This is a genomic window from Aquabacter albus (assembly GCF_040049275.1).
Classification (GTDB): domain Bacteria; phylum Pseudomonadota; class Alphaproteobacteria; order Rhizobiales; family Xanthobacteraceae; genus Aquabacter.
The window spans coordinates 94,789-116,422 of the sequence record NZ_JBDZDT010000008.1 but is presented as its reverse complement, the minus strand read 5'-3'; the positions used below and the strand labels follow the sequence as shown (position 1 = coordinate 116,422).

Below are 21,634 nucleotides of genomic sequence, written 5' to 3'. Positions count from 1 at the left end.
GAACGCGCGAAAATCGGGTGGGGCGGGGCACCGCTGTGATCCTGCGCCCCGCCCCCTGTCAGACCAGGAGCGCTTGCGGCCCGAGCAGGGATTCCCGCATCCGGGTCTGGAGAATGACCGCCTCGCGGGGGGGCAGCACGAGGGGCAAGGTTTCGGGATCCACCTTCACCGCGGTGAACAGGGTGCCCGACTTGTCGTGGATGGCTTTGCGGAGCGTCTCGACATCGGCCATGGATTGGACCTGGGGCGTGCGCGCGATGCCCGCCGCCGCCGCCATCCCCGTGAGATCGACCCCGAAATGGGTATGGGTCGTCTGCCCGCCGGTCTCGCCATAATGCTCGTTGTCGAGCACGACGATGGACAGGTTGGGCGGGCGCTTCACCGAGATGGTGGCGAGCGAGGAGAGGCCCATCAGCATCTCGCCGTCGCCGGTCACCACGAGCACAGGCACATCAGGTTGGGCGAGGGCGAGGCCGAGCCCGATCATGGCCGCCGAGCCCATGCCGCCCCAGAGCGGGAGGTTGCGCGGCGCGTCGCCGGCTGCCGTGATGTCCCACGCGGGCGCACCGAGGCCGGCGATCACCACAAGATCGCCGCGGTCGGCGAGCAGTGCTCCGACGACCTCGCGGCGGCGCAGCAGGGTTGGGGTTTGCGTCGTCATGGGGTCAGCCCTTCTTTCCGAAGACCTTGGCGCCGATGATCCTCTGGCCGATCAGCGTCGCGGTGGGGCGATAGGTGTTGAAGGCGAAGCGCAGGGTGGCGTCCACGGTGGGCGCCACGTCCTCCGGCTTGTCCGCGCGGTAGACCAGCGTGCCCATGGCCTCGAGCACCGTCTGGGTGGCCTGTCCCATGGGGACCTGGGCGGGATTGAATTCGCCGAAATCGCCCCGCATGGTGACGATCATCGCCATGGGAATGCGGTGCATGATGCTGAGCGAGAGCAGGTTGATGCAGTTGCCGACGCCGGAACTCTGCATCAGCACCACGCCGCGCTCGCCGCCGAGCCAGGCGCCGGTGAGAAGGCCCATCCCCTCCTCCTCGGTGGCGAGGCGGGTGACCTTGAGGTCCGCATTCTCATGGCAGCGGCGGATCAGGCGCGAATGGCCCGAATCCGGGACGTATGCCACCTGCCGGATGTCGTGGCTGATGAGCAGGTCATAGATCCGGTCCGGCCAGTCGGCCGCGGCGGACGCATGCTCGGCGTTGACCAATGCGTTCATACATGTACTCCAGGGATGAAGATGGCCGGTCGCGGCATCCGCGCCGTAAGTGCCCGTTGTCTCTCGCGGCGGGCGGGGGCCCGCCCCACACGCCGTTGCGAATTGATGAAGCGACGTTAGCGTCCGGCGGCCACGACCAGAACGCGGCGGGCGCCCATAACAGCTATGACCGCAACGGCCGTCGGCAGCAGCTGCCGGCGCGCGCGGATGGCCCTCAGGCCGCCGCGCTGCCCATCAGGCTATCGATGGTCTCGCGCGGCACGCCGGCGAGATCGGCGGCTTCCATCACCTGCTTCCAGGTGGTGTCGTCCACCTCGATCAGGCCCGCGCCGCGCTTCTCGCGCGACAGGCGCTCGTATTCGCCGGGCATGAGCACCTCGCCGCCCGGCGTCTGGGGCGGGGACTTCTTCACCCACGCCGCATAGGCGCCGAGCTGCTCCGAGACCGCCCCGAAGTCCGCGAAGGTACCCACGTCGATGTGGAGCACCATCATGTTGTTGATGGGGTACCACTCGCAGGGCGGGCCCTCGTAGTCGGCGCCGGCCCCGGAGAGCAGGCCCGCGAACAAATCCGTGAACATGCACAGGCCCGAGCCCTTATGGCCGCCGAACGGCAGCACGGCTCCGGGAGGCGGCCCGTAGAGCGCTTCGGGATCGTCGCTCAGATTGCCGTTGCCATCGACGATGCAGGGCTCGCGCAGCTTCTCCTTCTTGTTCCGGGCGAGCCGGATCTTGCCCATGGCGACCGAGGCCGTGGAGACATCCAGCACCACGGGCTTGCCCTCGGCGGACGGCATGCCGAAGCAGATGGGGCCGGCATTCAGCCGGCGGTCGGTGCCGCCGAACGGCGCCAGCTGCGCGCCGCCGGGACGCGCGGCGTTGACGAAGGTGAGCGTCGCCTGGCCGGCAGCGGCGGCGCGCTCCGCCCAGGCGCCCAGCCGGCCGATATGTCCCGCATTGCGCACCGTGATCATGGCGAGGCCACTCTTCTTGGCCTTCTCGATGCCGAGGTCTGTGGCAGCCCGCGCGATCACCTGGCCGTAGCCGTGATTGCCCTCCAGGGTGGCGATGGTGTCGGTGGAGAACAGCACGGTAGGCTGCGCGTTGGGGATCAGCTCGTTCTTCTTCACCGCCTTGATGTAGGCCAGCGCCCGGATCGGCCCATGGGAATCGTGGCCTGAAAGAGAGGCGTCCACGAGATGGCCGGCGATGATCTCCGCCTCGGCCGCGTTGCTGCCGGCACCCTTGAAGATCGCTTCAAGGATGTCCTGGAGGGTCTTCGGCTTGAAACGCATCATCGTTTCCTCTCATATGGGCTTCCGGGCTGCGTGTGGAAGCCTCGTTGATTGAAGAAGAGGGACCGGGCGAAAAACCCCGGCCAGCGTGTGAGATGCTAAATGTTTCGCCGATCGAGCGGGCATGTGGCGGATTCGAATATCAGCTATTCAGACGCCGACAGGCTGTTTCCTATTCCCATTCTGTGATCCGACAGGGCGAACGGACATGATCCGTGCCCAATGCTTCGCGGATCGCGCCCTTGCAGGCGCCGGCATCACGAAGGGGAAACGGCTTGAATTCGAAGCAGCTTGAACTCTTCGTCGCCATTGCGGAGGCCGGCAGCCTCTCGCGGGCCGCCATCGCCCTGCACCGCGCCCAGCCCATATTGAGCCGGGAAATCCGCGATTTGGAAAATGGGCTCGGCTCGCCGCTGTTCCACCGCACCGGCCGCGGGGTGGTTCTCACAGAAAGCGGCCGTCGGCTGCTGCCCCGGGCGCGGCGCATTCTTGACGAGCTGGCGCAGGCCGAGAGCGAAGCGCGCAGCTATGGGCCTGCCAGCCTCACGAGCGCCACCATCGCGATGCCGACGACGCTCGGCCGCACGATGCTCGGTCCCCTGACCAGTGCCATCTATGAGCAGTACGGCCACATTCACTTGCACCTTCTTGAAGGCACAAGCGCACCGATCGTGGAATGGCTCATGGCGCGCAGGCTCGATGTCGCCATATTCTACGACACGGTCATGATGCCCCTGCTGTCCACCGAGCAGCTCTGCGAGGAAACCATGTATCTCGTGGCGTCGGCGAAGGCGCCGCGCCTTCCGCCGACTGTTCCCGTCTCTGAACTTGAGCGTTTGCCCCTTATTTTGCCCGGCCCCCTCGAGGGGCTGCGTTTGCTTGTCGAGGTGGTGGCCGCCCAGGCAGGGATACGTCTCAACGTGAGGATCGAGGCGGATGCCTTCAATTCCATCCGCCTTCTGATGGAGGCCGGCCACGGCTACAGCGTATTGCCTTATGCGGCGGTTCAGGCGGAGCTGGAGCGCGGCGTGCTCCAGGTCGCGCAGCTTGTCGAGCCCGAGGTGAAGCGGCGCCTCGTGCTCGCCACATGCCCGGCGCGGCTGTCCGCATCCTCGCTGAACGAATTGGTGCGGCTGCTCAAGAGCGTCATGCAGAAGACCATGACCTCCCCGCCTTTGGTGGAGGCGAACTGAGCGGGCCGGATCGGGTCACGGCATAGCTGATATGACTCCATCCAAGGTTCCGCCGGATTCCCGATGGCGCCACTTCTGACCCCAAGAATGCGAGGCTTCACACCGTGAGGCCTCAGGATCGGAGGAAGCGCATGTCGTCCCATCGTCTCCCGAATCTCGACGCCGTCATCTCCGGCTTCCTGAGCCTGCCGGACCTCACCGGCACCGCCTCCGACGCTATGGACGAGGTGGGCGTCGTGGGCGCCGTGCCCTCCGCCATCCTCCAGCCGAGCCTGCCCCACGCGCGCATCGCCGGCCCGGCTCTGACGGTCCGGAACGAGGAAATCACGGGCATCGACGTCAAGGCGGCGGCGCTCGGAGGCAAGACGCAGATCGCCCTCAACAAGGTGCATGCCATGGCGACACCGGGTGACGTCTTGGTCATCCAAGGCGTGCTGGGCGTCTCCAGCATGGGCAGTCTTCAGGCGAGCCTCGGCCAGCGCCAGGGCGAGATCGGCATGGTGACCGACGGCTCGACCCGCGACATCGAGCATTCCAAGGGCATCGGCTATCCCATCTGGTCGCGGGGCGTGACGCCCGTCACCGGCAAGTGGCGGCTGCGTACCGCGCATATCAACGAGCCGGTGGAGATCCTCGGCATCAAGGTGGCGCCGGGTGATCTCGTGCTCGCGGATGCGGTGGGGGTCTGCTTCATCCCCGCGGCGCAGGCCGAGGAGGTGCTGAAAGTCGCCCTGCGCATCGCATCCGCCGAGACCAAGACGAGCCAGCAGATCAGTTCCGGCCACGCGGTGCCGGACTTTTCCACGCGCCCCTGATTCCCGCATCGACCAGCCCGGATACCCCGATGACCGCCTTTGCCATGCCCAGCGGTGCCTGCGATTGCCACAACCACGTGGTGGGCGCCCAGGCCGACTATCCCATGGACCCGGACCGGGTCTACACCGCGGGCATCGCCTCGGTGGACGACCTCCTTGCCCATCGCCGGCTGCTGGGCATCAGCCGCACCGTGCTGATCCAGGCCAGCTTCTACGGCACCGACAATACCTGCATGCTGGACGGCCTCGTCCGCCTCGGGGATAGCGGACGCGGCGTCGCGGTGCTGAAGCCGGATGTGCCCGATGCTGAGCTCGACCGGCTCCACGGCCTCGGCGTCCGGGGCGTGCGGGTCAATCTGGAGACCAGCCGCAACCGCGACCCCAAGGTTGCGGCGGATCTGATCGGGCCGCTTTCCGAAAGGCTCGCGCGGCTCGGCTGGCACATCCAAGTCTATGCCGGCCTCTCGGTCATCGCCGCCCTTGCGCCGCAGCTCGCGAAGCTTCCGGTGAAGGTGGTGATCGACCATTTTGGCCGGGCCAGCGCCGCGGCCGGCCTGGACCAGCCGGGCCTTCCCGAACTGCTCGATCTGGTGCGCGGCGGCAACGTCTATGTGAAGCTCTCCGGCGCACGCCACGTCTCCTCCCGCGAGGACCGATCCGACGTCGCGCCGCTGGCGCGGGCGCTGATCGCGGCCGGCCGGGACCGCATGGTTTGGGGCACCGACTGGCCCCACACCACCCGCAGAGCGGATGGCTCACGCACCGAGATCGCGCCGTACGAGAAGATCGACGACGTGGCGCAGCTCGACCTGCTGCGGGGCTGGTGCGGGAGCGAGGAGGAATGGAGGCTCATCCTCGCGGAAAATCCCGCGCGCCTCTACGCCTTCTGAAAGTAAGCGCCTGCCTCAGATGCCGCGCGCGACGGCATCCAATCACAAATATCGAGGCTCCGGGAGAATTGCTTCACCGCAAGATCATCTGAGTTCTGTTCCAGCGCAAAGATCGCGACGTCATAGCTGTTATATGCGCCGTAAACTGCCCCCGGCGGGAGCTTCCTCTACATTGGCATAAAAACCAAGGCTGCCGGGAGGAACTCAGGATGATCACACGCCGAAACCTGCTCGCCATGACGGGCGGGGCGATGCTGGCCGGCCCGAAGGCGGCCTTCGCCCAGGCGCCCTATCCCTCTCAGGCGATCACCATGATGGTGGGCTACGCGGCCGGCGGCGGCGTGGACATCGTGGGCCGCTTCGTCGCCGACGCGCTGAAAACCGCCCTCGGCCAGCCGGTGATCGTCGACAACCGGCCCGGCGCGGCCGGCATGATCGCGGCGCGCGCGGTGGCGAAGGCGGTGCCGGACGGATACACGCTGCTCATGGCCGCCTCAGGCGAGGTCGCGGTCAATCAGTCCCTCTACAAGGACCAGATGACCTACGACCCGCTGAGGGAACTGGCTCCCGTCGCGCTGGTCGGCATCGTCCCCTGCATCGTCGTGATGGCCGCCGACAGCCCCGTAAACACTCCGGCGCAGTTCGTGGCCTATGCCCGCGCCAACAAGGGCAAACTCTCCTTCTCGCACGGCGGTCTGGGCAATCCGCAGCACCTCGCAGGCGAGCTGCTGAACAAGATGGCCGGCACCGACATCCTCCAGGTTCCCTATCGCGGCTCGAACCCCGCGGTCGCGGACGTGGCCACCGGCATCGTGACCATGAGCTTCAGCAGCATCGGCGCCGCCTTGCCCTACATCAAGGCTGGCAAGGTGAAGGCGGTGGCGGTGACGTCCCTGGAGCGCATGCCACAGCTCCCGGATGTCCTGCCGCTCGCCGAGGCGGGGCCGGAGCTGTCCGGCTATGAGGTGCTGAACTGGTTCGGCATGTTCGCGCCGGCCGGCACCCCCGATCCCATCGTCGAGAAGCTCAACGCCGTCGTGGTCGCGGCGCTCGGAAACCAGGAGCTGGTGGACAAGCTGATGGTCCAGGGCATCCTGCCGCGCCCCCTGAGCGTGGCCGCGTTCCGGGGCTTCGTGAAGAGCGAGGCGAAGAAGTTCGGCACCATCGTCGCCGACGCCAACCTCAAGCTCTGAGCGGGCCGCGTTCCGGCCGGAGCGGAGCCAGTTTTCCCGGACCGGAGCCTTGGGGGCGCCGGTCCGGTGGATCGGGTTCGGGCTACCGGATGATGAAGGGGTTCTGCACGTCCATCTGGGTCGCCACCCAGACCGACTTAGTCTGCAGGAATTCCCGGATGGATTCCATGCCGCTTTCACGGCCGAGCCCGCTGCGCTTGTAGCCGCCGAAAGGCGAGGTGAAGGACACGGCGCGATAGGTGTTCACCCACACCGTTCCCGCTTCCAGCGCCTCGGACATACGAAGCATGCGGCCCATGTCGCTGGTCCAAACGCCGGCGGCGAGACCGAACTCGCTGTCATTGGCGATGCGCAACGCATCCTCCTCGTCGTCGAAGGGGATCACGGAGAGGATGGGGCCGAACACCTCCTCGCGGGCGATGCGCATGGAATTGTCCACCCCGGTGAAGATGGTGGGGGCGATGAACTGGTTGCCCGTCCCTCCCGGCACGTCGACGGGGCCGCCGCCATGCACGCACCGGGCGCCTTCAGCGCGCGCGATCTCGATATAAGTGCGGACCTTTTCGAATTGAGGCGGGGTGGTGACCGGCCCGACATTGGTCGCGAGGTCCATGGGGTCGCCGATGCGCGCGCCCTTCGCGACCGCCAGGAGCTTATCCATGAACACATCATGGATGGAGCGCTGCACCAGGAGGCGCGAGCCGGCGATGCACGTCTGCCCGGTGGCGGCGAAGATGCCGGAGACAACGCCCATCACCGCCGAATCGAGCTTGGAATCCTCGAACACGATGTTGGGCGACTTTCCGCCCAGTTCCAGCGAGACCGGCTTCAGGTTTCGCGCCGCCTGCTCATAGATGCGCTGGCCGGATTCGTCGGAGCCGGTGAAGGCGATCTTGGCGATGCTCTTATGGGCCACCAGCGGTGCCCCCACCTCGGCGCCGAACCCGGTGAGCGCATTCACCACGCCGTCCGGAAAGCCCGCTTCCTTGAACAGGGACATGAACTCGATGGTGGAGGCGGAAGTGAATTCGGAAGGCTTGATCACCGCCGTATTCCCCGCCGCCAGCGCCGCAGGCAGCTTCCAAGCGAGCAGAAGCAGGGGCGAATTCCAGGGCGTGATCATGGCGATGACGCCGAGCGGCTCGTGGCGGGTGAAGTTGAAATGCCCAACCTTGTCGGACGCCACCACCGAGCCCTCGATCTTGTCGGCAAGGCCACCGAAATAACGGTACCAGCCCGCCATGTAGCGGGTCTGGGCGGACATTTCGGCGAACAGCTTGCCGTTGTCCCGCACCTCGATCTCGGCGAGGAATTCCGCCTTCTCCTCGATGAGATCGGCGAGGCGAAGCAGCAAGCGGCCGCGCGCGGTCGGGGTCATGGCGCGCCAGGCGGGAAAGGCCTTGCGGGCGGCTTCCACCGCAATGTCCACATCCACCGCCGTTCCACGCGCGACCTCAGCCCAGGCTTCGCCATTGAACGGATCATAGCTTGTGAAATACTCCCCGGAAGCCGGCGGAACGCTGCGCCCATTGATGTAATGCGCGTAGGTTCTGTGCTTGTGCTTCGATCGGCGCTCGTTGGAGCCGGCGAGTTGCTCCTCAGGTCTCACGTTCATTCTTCCACTCCGCGCGTGGCCAGCCTGCAATTCTGAAGAAGCGGACGCTAGCGTTCTCCTGAGCCGCGCGTAACGGGCCGGAGAGCCATAACAGCTATGATCCAAGTCCGATGCATCGTGTGGCAGCGTCAGGCCCAATCGCGCCTTGCGAAGTTCGCCGAAATTTGAGCCATGGCGGCGGACATCTCCGGCGAGGCACACGACGCCAGACGGATCTGGGGAAAGACGCGATCCATAGCATCCGTGCCGTAACGAACACGAGCACTCATCGCGTGGTTGCAGTCCTGCACCTCGCTCAGTCAAGTGGTCACATCCCGGCGGTGAATCCCTCGTCGATCAGGATGGTCGAGCCATGCATCGCCTTTGCTTCATCGCTCGAGAGGAAAGATGCCAGCGCCGCAATGTCCTGCGGGTCGGAATAGGTTCGGCCACTCGGGGTCTTCTCCGCCATGGCGTTCAGGAAAGGCGCAAGGTCCGGTCGCGTGCGGATATCCTCATTGATGGGCGTTGCGGTGTTTCCCGGTGCAATGGCGTTCACGTTGATCCCCAGCGGCGCCAGCTCCAGGGCAAGGGAGCGGGTCAGCATCGCGATTGCGGCCTTGGTCGCGCAATAGACCGAATAGGTTCGCAGGCCCATCATGCCGGCGCAGGACGAAAGGTTCACGATCTTGCCGCCGCCCTGGGAGAGCAGGGGGGAGAAGGCGGTGATGGCGAAGATGGTGCCCTTCAGATTGATGTCGATCATGCGGTCGACCTCGGATGCGGGCGTTCCCACGGGCGTCGGGTAGAAGACGCCGGCCGAATTGACCAGGATGTCCAGAGTTCCAAACTTATGGGCCACGCGCTGCGCAAGCGCCGCCAGCTCCTCTGCCTTGGAGACATCGGCGGTGGCCGCCTGCGCCTTCGCGCCCGAAGACCGGATGCTGTCGCAGACGGCCTGCGCCTTGGCGATATCCGAGCTTGCAATGACGTAGACGGTGGCTCCTTCCGCCGCAAGGCGCCGGCAGATCGCCTCGCCTATTCCCTGAGAACCGCCCGTGACCAGCGCAACCTTGCCTTCGTGACGCATCGCGTTTCCACCCGTCTTTTTTGTCCGCTTGCACATCGATGCGCGAGAAGAGGTAACGCTCCGTTTAAGGGCCCAGAACAAGGGGGGTCCTGCGGCTCGGCAATGCGCGGCCAGGGCTGACGTGTGGATCGGTGTCGAAGTGTGATTCCGTCTAACGCTTTAGTTTAAGCACTTGCGATGCTGATCGGAATCCAGACCCCACTCTAGTTTGGAGATCCACCTTTCGGTGGAGGACAAAACACCAAGGGGTCAAGGTATCCTCCTTAAAAATGTTCTGCGTAGACGGGACCTAGCGGAGGGGGCTTTCCTGCCCTTCGTGGACGTCCTATTCGCGTCGCGCCAGCCCAGGATGGCTCCGCGCGGCCCCCACGCGTCGTGTCCTGGAGAATTTGGACCCGCTCCGGGCCATTCGACGATGGAGCATTGATTGCGCCGAACCAATAGGTTTGGGGGCACATCATGGAATGCTGTCCTTCGGTCACGTTCATCGGGCCTGTGCCAAGATCGGAACAGGCCGTGCTGCTCGAAGCACTCACGGCGCACAGCGTCGCGGCCACGCCCGGTATCCACGAGCGCGATGCGGACACCCTCGTGGGCTTCACCGCAATCGACGACAACCTGCTCGACGCTGTGCACCGGATGACCGAGGGCAGCGAGCGGCGGGTTATCGCCTTGTCGTGCGGCACCCGTCCGCTCGACAGCGGCGCGCATTGGCGCCTCCTGGCGGCCGGTGCGGCAGACGTGCTTGCGGGGCCGGCGGCGGACCTCGCGGTTCGCGTCCGAGCCCGGCTGGAGCGGTGGGCCACCGTCGACGCCTTGATGGGCTCTCCCGCCGTGCGCCGGGCCGCGATCGGCGGAAGCCCCGCCTGGCGGATGTTGCTGCGCGGGGTCGTCGAGGTGGCGCATTTCACCCAGGCACCCGTGCTGCTGCTCGGTGAGAGCGGAACCGGGAAGGAGCTGGTTGGACGCCTCGTTCACGAACTCAACGAGAGTGCCGAACGCGGCGCCCTTGCCGTCGTCGACTGCACCACCATCGTGCCGGAGCTCGCGGGCAGTGAGCTGTTCGGCCACGAGCGCGGGGCCTTCACCGGCGCGCATGCGTGCCGCGACGGTGCCTTTGCGATCGCGCACGAGGGCACACTCTTCCTCGACGAAGTGGGCGATCTGCCCCTTGCTCTTCAGGCCCAGCTCCTGCGCGTCGTGCAGGAGGGCACCTACAAGCGCGTGGGCAGCGACACCTGGCGCCACAGCCGCTTCCGTCTGGTCTCGGCGACCCACCGCGACCTCTCGGCGCGCATCGATGTGGGCCAGTTCCGCCAGGACCTCTATTTCCGCATCGCCGGCTGGGTGTTCCGGGTACCGCCCCTGCGCGAGCGCCGGGACGACATCCTGCCGCTCGCCCGGCACTTCCTCGCCCAGCTCCAGCCGGCGCTCGCCGGGGCGTGCTTTGATCCGGCCGTGACCGAGCACCTCCTCACCCGCACCTATCCCGGCAACGTGCGCGACCTGCGCCAGCTCATGGCGCGCATCAGCAGCCGCCATGTGGGCCCGGGACCGATCACGGTGGGGTCGCTGCCGCCGGATGAGCGCGAGAGCGGGGCGGGGTCCGCCGCCGTCTGGCGCGAGGCGGGTTTCGAGGGCGCGATCGAGCAGGCCGTGTCGCTTGGGGTTGGGCTCAAGGAGATCAGCCAGCTCGCGGCCGACACCGCCATGCGCATCGCCATCCGTCGGGGGAACGGGAACCTGCAGGCTGCGGCGCGCATGCTTCATGTGACCGATCGTGCCCTGCAGATGCGCCGGGCGGCCTGGCGGGCGGGAGCGCCGGGCCACGTCTCAGCCCTCGACCCCTGCGAGGAGCCAAGGATCGCGCCGGGCGGGGGGCGGGGGTGACACGTGGCGCACGGGCGGCGCGCCGCGCCGGCGCGTGCGCTTGGCAAGGAGCCGCATCAGGTTGCCGCCGAGCACGGCGGCCTCGTCCGCAGGGGCGAGCTTGAGCGCCCGCACCTTGGCGAGCTCCAGCCCCGGATGCAGCCAGGGCCCGTCGGACCCGAACAGGATCTTGCGTGCCCCCGCCCGTGCCACCGCCTCCTCCAGGATATCGAAGCGGCGCACGCCCGAGGTGTCGGCATAGATGTTGGGGTGGCGCACCAGATGGTCGATGAGCCCGTGCTGGGCGCGCCAATCGTCGGAGAAGCTGCCGAGATGGGGCAGGATGAAGTCGACGTCGGGATATTCCTGCGCCACCAGCTCGGCCATGGAGATCTCGCCGATGGGATCGTACAGGACCGGAATGCGGAAGCGGCGGGCCACCTCGCAGATCTCGCGCGACAGGCGCGCGTCGTAACGGTGGGCCTTGATGCCGACGAAACCGTAGCGCTCCACGGCGACGTGCACGAGGTCGAGGATGCGCCCGCTGTCGCGCGCTGCATGCACGAAGGCGAAGCCGAGGAGCCGGTCGGGCCGGCTCGCGACGATGCGCGCCACCTCGGCGTTGGCCCGGCCGTAGTCGGAATGAAAGGCGGCGAAGATCACGGTGCGGTCGATGCCGGCCTCCGTCGCGCGCTGGAGGTGGCGGGTGATCGGGGCCGCCGTGTCCCAGGGCCCGGTCAGGCCGTCGCCCGTGCCCGCATGGCAATGGCAGTCGATGATCATTGGCCCTCTCCCGAGAGACGGGTGGGCGGCGTCGGACGCCGCCCACGGGGTTCCGTCAGCTACAGCCGCCCTTGCCCTGGTAGACAGGTGCGATGGAGCGCACGGCCCGCCCGCCAGGGGCGGCGCGGGAGAATTCGCGCCAGCTATTGTCCCGTCCGGCGCAGCCGCTGTTGGGATGGCCGAAGACCCGGGGATTGCGCAGATGTGCCGCCAGGTGCCGGAAGAGCGCCTTTGCGACGCTGTCCGGGCCTGCCGCGGCGTTGCAGCCGTGGAGGACCACGACAACGTTCTCGGCGAGCGCGCCCGTCGGGATATCGGTCACGACCCTCGCGCCCTGTGCCCGCGAAGCGGCATCGACGCCGTCGCGATAGAGGCCCACCGCCGCGCCCGAGCGGGCGCCGAACACGCCGTACGAACCGCTATGGCTGAAGATGTGGATCGCCTCGATGCGCTTCTTCTGGCAGGCCCGCGCCGCCTGGATCGTGCCGATGATGTCGGCGCCGGTGCTATAGGCCGTGCCGCCGACCCGCTTGACGCAGTTCGATGCCGTGGGCGCGGCCTGCGCCCGGATGTGGCCGGCCCAGCGCGTGGCCTGATGGTTGAAATGGTTGCGGTGCGAGGTCTCGGATGCGTTCTGGAAGAAGCAAAGGGCCGGCTTCACGGCCTGGGCGGTGCCTGGCCGGCGCGGCGGGGTGCGCACCTCGCCGAACCACTCGTTTTCTTCCGCTAGCTCGCTCCGGAAGCCGCCGCGCGGCACACCGCAAGTCGTCGTGTCGGGCGGGTTGCGCCGCCCCGGCACGGCCCCGGGCGCCGGCAGGAAGATCTCGACGCGCCGGCTCAGTTCGGGGGTGCCCTTGGTCTGGCGCTCGCCGCAGGAGGTCAGGCGCACCGTGAAGCCGCGCGTCGCGCCACCCCGCCCCGCCTCGAGCGCGGCGCACAGGGCCTGGGCCACCGCCTGCGCGCGGCGGCGCGCCAAAGCGAAATTGTAGTTGTCGTCGCCGGCTGCGTCCGTATGGCCGGCGATAGTCACCGACCGGATCGGCCGCCCCGAGCGCTGCGAGGCGAGGATGCGTGCGGCGAGTTCCTTGATCGGCCGCCCGTGCCGGACGGGGTCGAGGGCGCTGTTGTCGAAGCGGAAGCGGTCGAGCAGCAAAGCGGGCCGCCCGGGCGGCGGGCAATCGACGGGGATCATGGCGCAGGGCTTCGACGCCCCAAAGCGGGACGGGGCGGCGCGGGATGTCTCGCCCTGCCAGGCCTCGCCTTCGAAGAGCTCCCCTTCGAAAAGTTCTCCCTCGAAGAGCTCGCCCTCGAATGCCGTGCCGAGGGGCATCGCCTCGAAGGTTTCGCCTTCGCCGACGAAGGCGAATTCGCCCTGGGTCGCCCGCTGGCGGCATTTGGCACAGCCGCAGCCGCCACCTCTGTGAGACAACTCGCCTTGCTCCGGCGAGGCATCACCCGGGGGCGGCGTGTCGGTCCCGCCATCCGCCGGCGGCTCGGCCCCGCCGTTCCCGCCTTCGGCAGGCGCGCCGCCGGTCCCGCGAGCGCACGCGGTGCCAAGCGCCGCCTGGGTCGGCGGCCCCATGATGCCGTCGACCGGCAGCTTCTCCCGTGCCTGGAAGCGGCGCACCGCGTCACGGGTCTCGGGGTCGAACAGTCCCGTGATCGGCAGGGACAGGCCGAGCGTGCGGTTGATGCAACTCTGCGTCCAGCGCGCCAGCTCGCTCGGCCCTTCGACCCCGTCGACGGCAGGCGCGGCGCCTCCGATCCAGGTGCGCGTCGGCCCCGGATAGGGTCGCCGGACGGGAAGCGGCGGGCGCGGGGGCTGAACGTCCGAGCCGGGCGGCCTGATCGGCGGCAGGCCTACCGGGGGGCGCGGCTTGGGCAGGCGCGGTTTGGTCCGGGCGCTCGGGGCCGGCGGTTTGATCCCCGGTAGGGGACGCGGAGCCCGCATCCGGGACGCGGGCGGCGCCTTTGGTGCCGGGCGCCGATTGGGCAGGGCGCTCGGGCGATAGGCCCGGCGCGGGCCGCTCCCCGTCCGGAACGCTGGCCGGGAAGGGCCGCGGCGGACCTCGCTTTCCTCTTGGAATTCGGAGGCCCATTCGCCCTCGCCTTCGGTCTCGCCGAGGAAGGGGATCATCTCGAACTGATCGATGTTGGCCATGGCGCAACCTCATCCGGTACGGCTGCGAGCCCCTGCGGGCGAGCCGGGTCAGGAGGAATAAGCGGCGGGCAATGCCCGCCGGGAGCTTGGGCCGCCCGGTGGTGCGGGCGGCCCGCGGGGCGGGTCAGCGGGCGCGCTGAAGCGCCAGGCGCTTGCGCAGGTGCACGGCGGGGGGGGTGAAGTCGACCCCGTCGGGATTGCTGAGATCAGCGCCGGTCGCGGCGCGGTAGGCATGGATGTAGCCCTGGATCTCCGGGCGCCAGTAGCGGGCCCAGCTCTTGGCCGCGTTCTCGTCGTTGATGCCGATCCAGTCGCCCCAGCGCACGGATGTCAGGATCTGCTCGCCATAGACGCCGAGGTCTCGGAAATGCGTCACCGTGACGTCGGACCAGCCCTGGAGGGTCTTCATCGTATCCACGGCGGGCATCCAGCGCTCGGCATAGGGCACCATGGGCCGGCTCTGGAGGAAGTCGCGCATCTCTGGGCGCGCCAGGATCCATTGCTGCATCAGCATCTCGACCCGGGCGGTCCAGGGCAGGTCGCCGAACTGGTTGTGGGCGCCCTGCGCGAGGATGAGGTGCACCTCCTTCAGCGAGTTGAGCAGGGGATAGCCGTCGGCGATCACCGTCGTGTCGTTGTCCTCCTTGTAGAAGATGTAGGTGCGGTGCAGGAGGTTGTGGAACGCCTCCAGGAACTTGGAGCGGCTGTCGGCGGGGCGCAGGCTCGGCACGGCGCGGCCATAGATCGGCAGCCCGTACTGATGATCATACTCATAGGCCCGGCGCTGGACCGAGAGGCGGTTCTGCTCGTCCTGGATATAGCCCCACAGCACGCCGTTGAGCGGCCGCAGCGGGTCGATCTCCAGATGCGCGAGCGGGTCGCGCCCATTTGGCGCCCGCACGTTCTGAAAGCGCCGGCTGATGGCGTTGAGGGTCTGCACCAGCATGCCCTCCTCGTGCCAGTACGACCAGATGAGCTCGACGAGGCAGGGCGCATCGATGCGCGAGGCGATGAGGCCGTGGCACAGGAGGCCACCGCTCTTCCCGTCGCGATCCGAGAAGGCCGTGTCGATGATTCGCTGGATGTAGGGCAGGCGGCCACCCGTCAGGCCGAGATAGTCCGAGATCCGTGCCGAGAGGTCCTGGGGGCTGACATATTCGCCGAGCCGGGTCCCGTCCTCGTCAGCCGTGTCTTCGAACGCCTTGGGATCGAGGGCAACGCCGCAATTCATCAGGAGGAAGACCTGCGTGGCGACCTTCAACATGTCGTAGGCGTTGACCCCGCCGATGAAGGCGTCGGTCCGGCGGGACTGCTGACGCAGTTCCATGAAGCCGGCCGCCGCCGGGGAGCCGATGGCATCATCGCTGCAGAACACGCGGTCGATGAACTGGAAGTACCGGCTGCCCGACATCGCCTGGGCGGAGGCGCGGATCGCGCTGTTGACGATCGCGTCCCGGGTCATCACGGCGCCGGTCCGCTGCAATGCCACCCGCACCACCTCGCCGGGTGGTTTCTGCTTGGCGGGAGGCTCGATGTCCGCCTGGGCGCTGAACGTGTCGTCGCCCCTGAAGTAGAGCGGACTGGCTTCTCCCAGATAGAGTAAGAGTGTGAGCAGCATGGGTTGCGCGGGCATGGGGAAGAAGAAGGCGTCGGGCTCTGCATCCGAGGGCACGGGCTCGGAGGACTCGAAGCCTTTCCAGACGGGCGTGAAAGTGTGGGCTTCGAACCCGCCGGCGAACCCGGGATGGCGGATCCGGACATAGGAGCCAAGCGGGAGTTCAAGGCGGTCGCTCGCCTTTTCGTCCACGTACGTCACCTGGAGTTTCTCGTAGAGGTTCTGCACCAGGAAGACCGGAACCTCGTTTGTCACCTCACCGGTTCGCGGGTGCTCCGCGCGTGCCTTCACCTCGAGCTGGACGGGGGCGCTGTTCTTTGGAAACGTCCAGGACGCGGTGCGCCTGATCACGCGGGTCGTCTCGTCGATCTGGGTCGGGTGCGAGACGACGGAAATGCCATCGGGAAGGCTCGGCGTGTCGAGCGTCAATTCCCACTCCTCGGGCTTCGTGCCGCGCGGCGCGGTGAACTCCACCTGGATCGGCAGCGTGTCGCCTGGCGCGACGAGCTGGTTCGGCGCCTCCTCGTCGCGAAAGAGGACGCGGAAATATTTGGAAGATGTGTTGGCCATCGTCTTCTCCTATCGCATGCGGTTTCAGGATCAGGCGGCCAGGGCGGGCGGCGCGCCGGCCTCGGCGCAGAGGGCCGTGGTGTTCACGGTCGCCCGCACCGTCCAGAAGGTCAGTAGCTTGGCGATGAGCGCCACCTCGTCGTCGGGGTCGAGCTGGCCATCGGCGCGCGCCTGGCCGAGCACGGCGAGGACAAGCGCCGGGCGGGCGCGGTAGAGGCCCGCCGGCGCGGCGTTCCAGGCCCGCCAGAGCGCGGTGAGCTGCGTGGGCTGGCGCGGCCCGAGTTCCAACGCCTCGCGGAGCGAGGCGCCGCGCAGGCGGAGCGGGCGGTGGTCGACGAGCAGCGCGACGAAGGCGGGCATTGCGCCCTCGACGGCGTCGATCACTGCGGCCACCTGGGGCGGGACGCCTGCCCGCGGATAGTAGCTTTCCCACAGGGCGGCGAGGTGCCGCCATTGCGGATGGGGATAGAGCGCCTCGCCCATCGCCGCGCTGAGCTTGACGCGCAGCCACGGCATGGGATGGGGATCGTCGAGGTTGAGCCGGAAGACGAAGGGGCGCGGCAGGGCCACCACCGCCATCAGGCCGATGGTGGAGACGACCCCCACCCGCGCCACCGACCAGAGGTCGGCGACGATCTCGGAGATCCAGCGCTCCCACAGGCCCCAGGCGAGGCGCTCCGCCTGGCCGCCCCCCTGCCGTTGCTGCAGCGACGTGCGTAGCGAGGGCACGAGATCGAGGAGCGAGGCCGCCTGGTGCCCCACCTCGTGCACCAGCGACGAGGCGATGCCGCTGCCCACCATGCGCTCGCGCGGCATGCGCACGATCGCCACCGGGTTGTCGCCACCACCTGGCAGGCGGGTGCGCGCGCGCCGGATGGCGGCGCCGAAGTCGCGGTCGAGATAGCAGACGATCGGCGGCGCCTCATAGACATCGGGCAATGCGAGGGCGTCGCCCGCCAGCACGTCGAGGCCGCCGAGCCACACCCCCGTCTCCGCCTCGCTGCGCTGGGTGATGACGTCCGCGAACAGGTCGAACTGGGTCAGCACGACGTTGAAGCGCAGCCGCAGCAGCACGAAGCGGCGATGCGCCTCCTCCGGCGTGGCCGCGCCCCCCGCCGGCCCGTCGAGCCAGGCGAGATAGCCCTCGATCAGGCCGCGCAGCTCGCGCCGCCCCGAGACGAGGAACCGCTCGACGGCGCTCTGCGCGCGCGGCAGCAGGGCCGCAGCCGGCAGCATCGTCTCCTGGAGCGCGAAGGGCTTGATCCGCGCCAGGCGCCCGCGCAGAGCGCGAGCCTCCTGCCGCAGCATCGAGCGGGCGAGGGGTGAGAGGGCCATGGCGGTGCCCGCCTACACGCCGAGCAGGACGATACGGGTGCCGCGCCGGACCCAGCGGCCGGACTGGCTCCCGCTGCTGCGCCGCGCCGCGAGGAGGCCCGGCGCGAGGGTCCGCGCCGCCGACACCGCCGCGGCCTGCGCGGCCTGGCGCGGATCGCCGCCGCCGCCCACGGCCTGCTGCACGGTCTGGCCGGCGAGCTTGACGAATTGCGTCGCGCCGGCGAACTCCCGGTCCTCCTGCGCCATCATCTCCTGCTCGAGGCCGAGGGCCGACCCCGCCGCGGTGGCGAGCCCGCGCCCGACCATGCCGCCAAGCGGGCCGCCCACCGCTGTGCCAAGGGCGGCGCCGGCGAGCGGCAGGGCTTTCTTCGCCACGCCCTTGAGCACGCCGCCGATGGCGCGGCCGACGGGGGAGCGGATGGCGCTGCCGACCGCCCGGCCGGCCCTGCGGATGAGCTTTCCGAGGAACTGGTCGAGTTCCTCCTCGCTCTGGACCTCGAGCAGTTCGCCTGCGAGCTCCATCATCTCCTGCTCGGAGAAGACCTCGTAGCCCCACTCCCCTTCACCTTCCTCCTCGCTTTGGTATTCGCCTTGGTACTCGCCGAACAATGCTTCGCCCTCGCCGAAGACGGCTTCGCCCTGGGGCCATTCGAACTGCTCGGATTCGAAGGTCTCGCCCTCATAGTTGGACTCGAGCATGTTACGGTCGATGTTGTGCATGTCTGCCTCCTGCGTTGATCGCCTCGCCGGCGGCGGGCGGGGGAAAGGGAGCGCGCCCGGCCCCTGCGGGCGGACGGATCCCGGAACCGGGCGGGACGGTGCTCTGCCGCGCGGGCGTCGGGGCACTGCCCGGAAGCCGCGGCGGGGGATGGATCAGGCCCGGGGCGAGGCGTGCCGCGGCGGCGGCCAGCGCCCGGCGTGCGGCCGCCTCCGGATCGGGGTCGGCGGCGCGGGCCGCGCCGCGCAGGGCCGCCTCGACGAAGCGCACGAGGCGCCGGGCGACCTGGAATTCCTGGTCCTCATGGCTCAGGCCCTCCAGCTCCAGGCCGAGGCGGGAACCTGCAATGGCGACGAGGCGGCTGCCGAGGGTGGCGCCGAATGGTCCGGGAAGTCGGCGCGGCGGCGTCTCCCTCAGCGCGGCGACGATGGCGGCTTCAAGCCGCTGGACCGTGGCGGTGAGCGCCGCGGGCACGCCCCGCGCTCCAACCTCCCGCGCCGCTGCAAGGGCCGCCCCGCGCAGAAAAGTGCGCAGGGCGGGGGGCGCGCGCAGCTCCAGGAGCATCGTTGCCCGCGCCATCTCGCGTAAGGTGTCGCTGCCAGGCCGCGACGGGACCGCGGTCTCGCCCTCGAAGGTCTCGAGCTCCGGATCGTAGGCTAGAAGGCGGCTTGCCATAGGCCATTCTCCCGACCCTCCGCTGCGGATCTCACGCGGCGGGCAGAAGGACTTCCGCAAGCGACATGCCAAGTCTCAGGAGATTGATTTTATTGCCGTTTTACTGGCATCGTCGTCGCTCTGGACGAAGCGTGCTTCGCCGGATGAGGCCCTCCCCGAAGCGTCCTTCGCCGAAATCGGCTGGGCCTCGAGCCCCGGGGGTGTCGCGTTGAGATCGGCTTTGCAGCGTCGGCCTGCGCCCGAAACCGGTCTCCAGCTGGCCCGGCCGAGATAAGCTTGTCGCTCCCTCTGAGAAACACCTCCGGAGCCGGCGAGCGGCTGTCGCCGAAAGCAAGGTCGATGGTGGGTGGGCTCTCCTTTGAGAGGCTGACGCACCACAACCAAATGAGCACGTTCAAGCAGACGCGGTCCAGTCGACGCAGACCCACTAACTCTTAAATCAATGCAAATCCGCCTCAGAAAGAGGGCCTCACGGCACTGTTCCCGAAATCATTTCCATTCGGAAATAAGTCAGTTACATAATAAAGTAATTCAATGCTATATACAATTTCAAAGCATATTGGAGATGTATGTGGTCATACTATAGTCGATTTCAACCATGAAACTTCTCCATCCAAAGAGAGCAGATGGAAGTTCCTTATGCCCGCACCGACCAATGATGACGGCATCATCTATGGAACGCCCTCCTCAGATGTTCTCGAAGGGCTGTCAGGCAACGATGCGCTTGTCGGCTATGCCGGCGACGACCGTCTGATCGGCGGCGGAGGCGATGATCAGCTCTGGGGCGGGGTTGGCGCTGACAGTCTCGACGGCGGACAAGGCAGGGACATGGCCGTCTATCTCGCCTCCAAGGCGGGCGTGACGGTGGATCTCCGGCTCGCGGGGCCTCAGGAGAGCGGAGGTGAGGCGGCGGGCGACCGGCTCGTCAGCATCGAGAATGTGACGGGCTCGGCCCATGATGACATCCTCATCGGCAATGAGGACGACAATACCCTACGTGGCGGCGGCGGCGCCGATATGCTCGACGGCGGTGACGGGCTGCGTGACCGCGCAAGCTATGCCTTCTCCCCGGCTTCCGTGGATGTGGATCTGGCCCGCTCCGGGGCGCAGGCGGGCGGCGATGCGCAGGGAGATGTGCTCGCCAATATGGAAGACCTCACCGGGTCGGGCCATGATGACCGGCTCGCCGGCGACGCGCACGACAACGTCATCAATGGCGGCACCGGCGCCGACCTGATCGACGGCCGCGGCGGCGCGGACACGGCGGAATATACCGGCTCGCCCACGGGCATCGATGTGGACCTGACACGCATGGCGCCGCAGATCGGGGGCTACGCGCAGGGCGACATTCTGGTCTCCATGGAGAACCTGTATGGCAGCGCGCACGACGACCACATCATCGGCGATTCCGGTGTGAACCGCCTGTCGGGCGCAGCCGGAAACGACATCATCATGGGCGGGGGCGGCGAAGGCTACGACCGGATCAATGCCGGCGCGGGCGACGATGAGGTCGTGCTGAATGGCGTCGGCCGTGCGGAAGGTGGTGAGGGATTTGACCACCTCATACTCGACTTTCGCGCGGCGGAGACTGTCACGGGTCCCGCACCGGGCGGCGGAACGGAGGAGCTCGGCTTCGACGTGAGCTTCAACCCACGCACCGGCGAAATCTCCCTGGCGAAAATGACGACCGGCATCGTGGGCGAAGCGGCCGGCTTCGAGCAATTGAGCATCGAGGGCTCCACCGGCAGCGACCGGCTTGTGGGCACGCCAAATGCCGATGTCCTTCATGGCCATGAAGGCAACGATACGATCATCAGCGGCGGTGGTGCGGATGAGCTTGATGGCGGCGCGGGCTTCGACAGGCTCCAGGTCAGTTACGCTGCCGAGACGGAGGACCTCACCATCGATGCCGGCTCGGGCATCCTCCCCGGCGGCGCGACGGTGCGAGGATTCGAGCAGATCACCGTAATCTCAGGCGCGGGCAACGACACCGTCCATGGCTTCGATGGGGATTCCGGCCTCGGTTATCTGCCGGGCGTCACCCTGACCGGCGACTATTTCATGCTGGGCGCCGGCGACGATCTCGCTTTTGGGGGCGCCGGCGGCGACCGGCTGGATGGGGATGAGGGGAATGATCGCCTCCATGGCGAATCTGGCAACGACCATTTCTATGGGGGCAATGGGTCGGACTTGTTATGGGGCGGAGAAGGAGCGGATACCTTCAATTATGTGGGCGGCGAAACCGGCGTCGACCGGATCGAAGATTTCGAGGATGGAATCGACCATCTTCGCTTTCTCGACGGCATCACCAGGTCTTTCGAGCAGGTGCTCGCGGCCGCCCATGAAACCAGCGAGGGGGTGGTCATCGACCGGGGAGAGTCCAGCATCCTTCTCGTCAACATCGCGATTACCGATCTCGATGCCGGAGACTTCCTGTTCGGCTACTAACGCAAGACCGGCACTGCAAAGTCCGGTGATGGCTCAATCATTGCCCGCGGCCTTCCAATCGCTAGCTGCCGCCTGGGCTCAGGTTCAGCCGAGACACGCGAACCAATGGTCAGCAGCGGCGCTTTCGCTTATGGTGCCGCGCTTTTTTCAGCCTGATCCTCTCGCCGTGAC

The 21,634-nt window shown here is 67.7% G+C and carries 17 protein-coding genes; 6 read left to right on the top strand and 11 right to left on the bottom strand.

Annotation, left to right across the window (positions count from 1 at the left end; translation table 11 throughout):
* Positions 1–58 precede the first annotated feature (58 nt).
* The 3 genes from ABLE91_RS20775 to ABLE91_RS20765 all read right to left on the bottom strand — a co-directional run bounded on the left by ABLE91_RS20775 (position 59) and on the right by ABLE91_RS20765 (position 2,514).
* Entirely contained in the window at positions 59–661 is a 603-nt protein-coding gene (locus ABLE91_RS20775) for a thiamine pyrophosphate-dependent enzyme (RefSeq protein WP_348933918.1), read from the bottom strand.
* 4 nt (positions 662–665) lie between these two features.
* Positions 666–1,220 (bottom strand): phosphonopyruvate decarboxylase, encoded by a 555-nt coding sequence (locus ABLE91_RS20770; protein ID WP_348933916.1) that lies wholly within the window; start codon positions 1,218–1,220, stop codon positions 666–668.
* A 214-nt stretch (positions 1,221–1,434) separates the two neighbouring features.
* On the bottom strand, positions 1,435–2,514 hold the full coding sequence (locus ABLE91_RS20765; RefSeq protein ID WP_348933914.1) for an Ldh family oxidoreductase: 1,080 nt from the start codon (positions 2,512–2,514) through the stop codon (positions 1,435–1,437).
* A 275-nt stretch (positions 2,515–2,789) separates the two neighbouring features.
* Between ABLE91_RS20765 and ABLE91_RS20760 the strand changes: the two genes are divergently transcribed.
* From ABLE91_RS20760 to ABLE91_RS20745, 4 genes are all read left to right on the top strand, one after another.
* Complete coding sequence (locus tag ABLE91_RS20760; RefSeq protein WP_348933913.1) at positions 2,790–3,707, top strand: LysR family transcriptional regulator; 918 nt, start codon at positions 2,790–2,792, stop codon at positions 3,705–3,707.
* A gap of 131 nt (positions 3,708–3,838) precedes the next feature.
* Positions 3,839–4,522 (top strand): RraA family protein, encoded by a 684-nt coding sequence (locus tag ABLE91_RS20755; RefSeq protein ID WP_348933911.1) that lies wholly within the window; start codon positions 3,839–3,841, stop codon positions 4,520–4,522.
* 29 nt (positions 4,523–4,551) lie between these two features.
* Positions 4,552–5,412 carry an amidohydrolase family protein gene (locus ABLE91_RS20750; protein ID WP_348933910.1) on the top strand — a complete coding sequence of 287 codons (861 nt, stop codon included), beginning with the start codon at positions 4,552–4,554 and terminating at the stop codon, positions 5,410–5,412.
* A 209-nt stretch (positions 5,413–5,621) separates the two neighbouring features.
* Entirely contained in the window at positions 5,622–6,605 is a 984-nt protein-coding gene (locus tag ABLE91_RS20745; protein WP_348933908.1) for a Bug family tripartite tricarboxylate transporter substrate binding protein, read from the top strand.
* An 82-nt stretch (positions 6,606–6,687) separates the two neighbouring features.
* Here ABLE91_RS20745 and ABLE91_RS20740 read toward each other — a convergent pair whose 3' ends face one another.
* Together ABLE91_RS20740 and ABLE91_RS20735 are read right to left on the bottom strand one after the other, a co-directional pair.
* On the bottom strand, positions 6,688–8,220 hold the full coding sequence (locus ABLE91_RS20740; protein ID WP_348933907.1) for an aldehyde dehydrogenase: 1,533 nt from the start codon (positions 8,218–8,220) through the stop codon (positions 6,688–6,690).
* A gap of 307 nt (positions 8,221–8,527) precedes the next feature.
* A complete protein-coding gene (locus ABLE91_RS20735) occupies positions 8,528–9,289 on the bottom strand; it encodes an SDR family NAD(P)-dependent oxidoreductase (protein ID WP_348933906.1) in 762 nt (253 codons plus the stop codon).
* Between the two features lie 516 nt (positions 9,290–9,805).
* Here ABLE91_RS20735 and ABLE91_RS20730 point away from each other — a divergent pair.
* Positions 9,806–11,179, top strand: coding sequence for a sigma-54-dependent transcriptional regulator (locus ABLE91_RS20730; protein ID WP_348933904.1), 1,374 nt, complete (start codon positions 9,806–9,808; stop codon positions 11,177–11,179).
* Here the strand turns inward: ABLE91_RS20730 and ABLE91_RS20725 are convergent.
* From ABLE91_RS20725 to ABLE91_RS20700, 6 genes are all read right to left on the bottom strand, one after another.
* Positions 11,123–11,941, bottom strand: a complete 819-nt coding sequence (locus tag ABLE91_RS20725; RefSeq protein ID WP_348933902.1) for an amidohydrolase family protein — start codon at positions 11,939–11,941, stop codon at positions 11,123–11,125. The two genes, ABLE91_RS20730 and ABLE91_RS20725, sit on opposite strands and share 57 nt — an antisense overlap.
* A gap of 55 nt (positions 11,942–11,996) precedes the next feature.
* Positions 11,997–14,102 carry a peptidoglycan-binding protein gene (locus ABLE91_RS20720; protein ID WP_348933900.1) on the bottom strand — a complete coding sequence of 702 codons (2,106 nt, stop codon included), beginning with the start codon at positions 14,100–14,102 and terminating at the stop codon, positions 11,997–11,999.
* Positions 14,103–14,226: 124 nt separating this feature from the next.
* Positions 14,227–16,287 (bottom strand): hypothetical protein, encoded by a 2,061-nt coding sequence (locus tag ABLE91_RS20715; RefSeq protein WP_348933899.1) that lies wholly within the window; start codon positions 16,285–16,287, stop codon positions 14,227–14,229.
* Between the two features lie 30 nt (positions 16,288–16,317).
* Positions 16,318–17,622: a hypothetical protein gene (locus ABLE91_RS20710; RefSeq protein WP_348933898.1), complete on the bottom strand. Its 1,305-nt coding sequence runs from the start codon at positions 17,620–17,622 to the stop codon at positions 16,318–16,320.
* A 12-nt stretch (positions 17,623–17,634) separates the two neighbouring features.
* Positions 17,635–18,342, bottom strand: coding sequence for a hypothetical protein (locus tag ABLE91_RS20705; RefSeq protein WP_348933897.1), 708 nt, complete (start codon positions 18,340–18,342; stop codon positions 17,635–17,637).
* Entirely contained in the window at positions 18,323–19,015 is a 693-nt protein-coding gene (locus ABLE91_RS20700; protein WP_348933896.1) for a hypothetical protein, read from the bottom strand. The genes ABLE91_RS20705 and ABLE91_RS20700 overlap by 20 nt, the downstream gene beginning before the upstream one ends.
* Positions 19,016–19,654: 639 nt before the next feature.
* On the opposite strand from ABLE91_RS20700, the gene ABLE91_RS20695 reads away from it, so the two are divergent.
* Positions 19,655–21,463, top strand: coding sequence for a hypothetical protein (locus ABLE91_RS20695; protein WP_348933894.1), 1,809 nt, complete (start codon positions 19,655–19,657; stop codon positions 21,461–21,463).
* Positions 21,464–21,634: the final 171 nt, after the last annotated feature.

Bases quoted from the DNA above. Each gene is read 5' to 3' on its own strand.
- ABLE91_RS20775 (WP_348933918.1), bottom strand. From the start codon at position 661: ATGACGACGCAAACCCCAACCCTGCTGCGCCGCCGCGAGGTCGTCGGA.
- ABLE91_RS20770 (WP_348933916.1), bottom strand. From the start codon at position 1,220: ATGAACGCATTGGTCAACGCCGAGCATGCGTCCGCCGCGGCCGACTGG.
- ABLE91_RS20765 (WP_348933914.1), bottom strand. From the start codon at position 2,514: ATGCGTTTCAAGCCGAAGACCCTCCAGGACATCCTTGAAGCGATCTTC.
- ABLE91_RS20755 (WP_348933911.1), top strand. From the start codon at position 3,839: ATGTCGTCCCATCGTCTCCCGAATCTCGACGCCGTCATCTCCGGCTTC.
- ABLE91_RS20750 (WP_348933910.1), top strand. From the start codon at position 4,552: ATGACCGCCTTTGCCATGCCCAGCGGTGCCTGCGATTGCCACAACCAC.
- ABLE91_RS20745 (WP_348933908.1), top strand. From the start codon at position 5,622: ATGATCACACGCCGAAACCTGCTCGCCATGACGGGCGGGGCGATGCTG.
- ABLE91_RS20740 (WP_348933907.1), bottom strand. From the start codon at position 8,220: ATGAACGTGAGACCTGAGGAGCAACTCGCCGGCTCCAACGAGCGCCGA.
- ABLE91_RS20735 (WP_348933906.1), bottom strand. From the start codon at position 9,289: ATGCGTCACGAAGGCAAGGTTGCGCTGGTCACGGGCGGTTCTCAGGGA.
- ABLE91_RS20725 (WP_348933902.1), bottom strand. From the start codon at position 11,941: ATGATCATCGACTGCCATTGCCATGCGGGCACGGGCGACGGCCTGACC.
- ABLE91_RS20720 (WP_348933900.1), bottom strand. From the start codon at position 14,102: ATGGCCAACATCGATCAGTTCGAGATGATCCCCTTCCTCGGCGAGACC.
- ABLE91_RS20715 (WP_348933899.1), bottom strand. From the start codon at position 16,287: ATGGCCAACACATCTTCCAAATATTTCCGCGTCCTCTTTCGCGACGAG.
- ABLE91_RS20710 (WP_348933898.1), bottom strand. From the start codon at position 17,622: ATGGCCCTCTCACCCCTCGCCCGCTCGATGCTGCGGCAGGAGGCTCGC.
- ABLE91_RS20705 (WP_348933897.1), bottom strand. From the start codon at position 18,342: ATGCACAACATCGACCGTAACATGCTCGAGTCCAACTATGAGGGCGAG.
- ABLE91_RS20700 (WP_348933896.1), bottom strand. From the start codon at position 19,015: ATGGCAAGCCGCCTTCTAGCCTACGATCCGGAGCTCGAGACCTTCGAG.
- ABLE91_RS20695 (WP_348933894.1), top strand. From the start codon at position 19,655: ATGCCCGCACCGACCAATGATGACGGCATCATCTATGGAACGCCCTCC.